The organism is Microcoleus sp. BM001215392, from assembly GCF_036700185.1.
In the GTDB taxonomy this organism is placed as follows: domain Bacteria; phylum Cyanobacteriota; class Cyanobacteriia; order Cyanobacteriales; family Microcoleaceae; genus Microcoleus.
Map to the genome: position 1 here is coordinate 1 of NZ_JAUBOJ010000562.1, position 3,438 is coordinate 3,438.

The 3,438-nt window shown below is 40.9% G+C and carries 2 protein-coding genes; both read left to right on the forward strand.

The features are described 5' to 3' along the window. On the forward strand, window positions 1–1,320 hold a 1,320-nt coding region (locus QT974_RS32655; protein ID WP_333472512.1), incomplete at its 5' end, for an RHS repeat domain-containing protein. Window positions 1,321–1,442: 122 nt separating this feature from the next. Next, complete coding sequence (locus tag QT974_RS32660) at window positions 1,443–3,260, forward strand: SMI1/KNR4 family protein (protein ID WP_333472513.1); 1,818 nt, start codon at window positions 1,443–1,445, stop codon at window positions 3,258–3,260. The last annotated feature ends 178 nt before the right edge of the window (window positions 3,261–3,438 follow it).

Consider the following 3,438-nt stretch of genomic DNA (forward strand, 5'->3'; position numbering starts at 1 on the left):
TTTTTGGCTCTACTCGCGGAGCATCCCTGTTCCAAAACTGTCCGAAGTATTGCTGATGGAACTTTTAACTATGTTTACGATGATGAGGGGAATCTGATTCGGAAAACTGAGATTGCGACAAATAAGGTGACGGAGTATCAGTGGGATTATCGTAATCGGTTGGCGGGGGTTTTTGATAAGAATGCGGCGGGTGATGTCACTCAACAAGTAGGGTTTAAGTATGATTCTCAGAACCGTCGGATTAGTAAGAAGGTGGGGAATGCAGAGACTCGGTTTGTTTATGACAGGGATAATGTGCTGTTTGATTTTGTTGGTTCGGGGGCTAATCAACCTGTTTTGGACAAGCGGTATTTGTTTGGGACTGGTGTTGACCAGATTCTGGCGCAGGAGAGTGCTGGGGGGAGTGTTTTGTGGGCTTTAACCGACCAGTTGGGGACGGTAAAGGATTGGGTGAATAATAGTGGGAGTGTGGCGAATCATGTTGTTTATGGTTCGTTTGGTCAGGTTGTGTCTCAAAGTAATGCTGCGTTTGGCAGTCGGTATGGGTTTACGGGGCGGGAGTTTGATGCTGAGACTGGGTTGAGTTATTATCGGAGTCGGTATTATAGTGCGGGGATGGGACGGTTTATTGGGGAGGATTCTGTTGGGTTTGATGGGGGGGATGCTAATTTGTATCGGTATGTAAAAAATAGTCCTCTCAATTCAACCGATCCCTTTGGTTTTTATGGGAAATTAATAGAACCTCAGAAGCGGAAAATCCGTTATAATGTCGGCACTGAAACTAAAACAGCTAACGAGATCAAGGATGTTAAAAAAGATGTTGACAAAAACCCGTCTAATGTATCCATAGAAAGTGATAATACCATCGCTGTTATAGAATATTCTGGAAGTAGAACAGGAGGAGAGACAAATCGCAAAAACCGCCCAAGCGTATTGGGCATCTTGACGGACGATCATCAAGGACATATTGTATCAGGTGAATTGGGCGGCAAGGGTTCATTGAATAACGTGTTTGCCCAGAACGGATGGATAAACTCCGATTACAATAGTCCCTGGTTTCAATTTGAATCATCGGTAAATAAAGCGCTAACAGACTTTAACGGCAATAAATGCTTAACGGAACCGACTCTTCTTTTTTATCAAGTCTCCCTGGAATATAAGCAACCTAATGCTCCTAGAATTAGACCTACTTCATTATCCGCAAGTGCAACATTTTTTCCATCGGAAGCTAACGTGACTATACGCAATGTCCCAAATCCAGCCCAGTCTCTTCCTCGTACTCATAGGTTAAATATTCCAGCAGAAAAACGCGGATTGTAGAGTTAGACCCTAGGTGAATTTGATATTTCAGGTTACAGCAAACTCAGTACACCCCCTATAAGCCGATTCTCTGACCAAATTCAAGTTAACAAATTAATGTAAAGGAACATTTTGAGGGCATTATGCAAAAATGGCGATCGTTACTGGCACATCTAGAAGTATTTGATGAGCAAGGAGAGTGCTTAAGCGAAGAAGAGATACTGGAATTTGAAACAAGAAACAATATTGAGTTACCCAAAGATTATAAAATTTTCTCTCAGATTTTTGGCAGTGGAGTATTTGGTAATATGATTAACATTTACAGCCCCATACACTCTCATTACTTTCATCAATATCCGCTTGAAACTATTCGATATGAAATTACAAATCGTCTCTGGTATCCCTTAGAAGAACTTGAAAAAAATATGAATTTAGAATCAATAGTAGATTTACTTAAAGGGGCTTTTGTGTTTGGGGAGGATTGCGCGGGATACATAGCCATTTTCGATCTTAGAACTTATAGTGAGTCTGACTATAGTTGCGATATCTACTGGGTACATTGTCCTGAATTTGATGGAGGAATTTACCTTGTTGGTCGCAACTTTCTTGAATTCGTCTGCAATTTTTGCCTGGGAACAAAATCTTATGAAGTTTTACCTGTATCCATTTGGCCAGACCCTTCCTGTCTAGTCCATACGTTTACTTTTTTCTCTAAAAGCGATAAAGAAATAGATATAATATCACCTGCAAATATTCAAGAAGTAGCTAATATTTCTTACGACTCATATACAATCATAGAAACTTCCGGATCGTCAGAATTTCTAGAAACTTCCGACTTAGACGAATTCAGAGAAACTTCCAGACCGTTTGATCACATCTTATCTATGTGGGAAAATAGAATTAGCGAAGATTTTAGACATTTGCATTTACCTTCAGAGTATATCTGGAATTATTTCGATAGGGATCGAGAGCGGGAACGGGAGGAAGAAGATAGAGAAATCATACTAAAAGCCATTCAAGACAATAATTTATATGCTTTATTTCGTTATATAAAAACATTCAGAGGTCACTCAGATTCAGTTTATACCATTGCTTTTAATCCCGATGGACAAACTCTAGCTAGTGGTGGAGCCGATCGCACTATCAAAATCTGGGACTTGAAGACTGGGCAAGAAATTTACACTCTTACAGAACATACAGATGCAGTGGTTTCATTAATCGCAAGCCCAGACGGAAAAACCTTGCTCAGTGGTAGTGCTGACACTACCATTAAAATTTGGAATCTGAGCACGAGTCAAGTTATCCACACCCTTATAGGTCATACTTGTTCTGTACTTTGCCTTGCGATTAGTCCAGACGGTACACGCTTAGCTAGCGGTGCGGCAGACAACACTATTATAGTTTGGGAGCTCAATACTTATCAGGTGATACATACTCTTAGCGGTCACAGTCATACTGTCTTAAGTGTTGCTATTAGCCCTGATGGGAAAACCTTAGCTAGTGCTAGCGCTGATACTTATATTAAGTTATGGGATTTGGACTCTGGAACAGAAATTCGCACTTTAGAGGCTAACTGCGGTCTAGTCTTTGCCGTGCGTTTTCATCCTTCAGGACAAGTTATTGCTAGCGTTCACGAACAAGACAAAAGTATCAAATTTTGGCATCCCGACACTGGAAAACTTATCCGCACTATGTCAACGGAAGTAGAAATTGTATCGGCTACAATTAGTCTAGATTGGACAACTTTGGCAGGCGGGGGTGGCGATACTAATTATCTGATCGGTTTGTGGGACTTAGAGAAAGTAACAGGTATTACTTATTTTAGTAGTGGTGGTCAAATCGATCATAAGGAATGTGTTTATTCTGTAGCTTTCAGTCCAGATGGACAAACACTTGCTAGTGGAAGTAAAGATTCTACTGTCAAACTTTGGGGAGTTCCACCGCCTATTAATATTGAGTGATGGAAAGTAATATTGAGTGAAAATGCGATCGCCGCAGTCGCTTGTCAAAGATTTGCTTTTTCGCTCGCGTATTTGTGCGATCGCTTCTCATCCTACGTGGTACGGAACACAATCAACTGCTCCCAACAAGAGCTAACATCAGATTTAACCATAAAACTTGCCTGCAAACTCCCGCACA

Coding starts and splice junctions, on each gene's coding strand:
- QT974_RS32660 (WP_333472513.1), top strand. CDS start 1,443: ATGCAAAAATGGCGATCGTTACTGGCACATCTAGAAGTATTTGATGAG.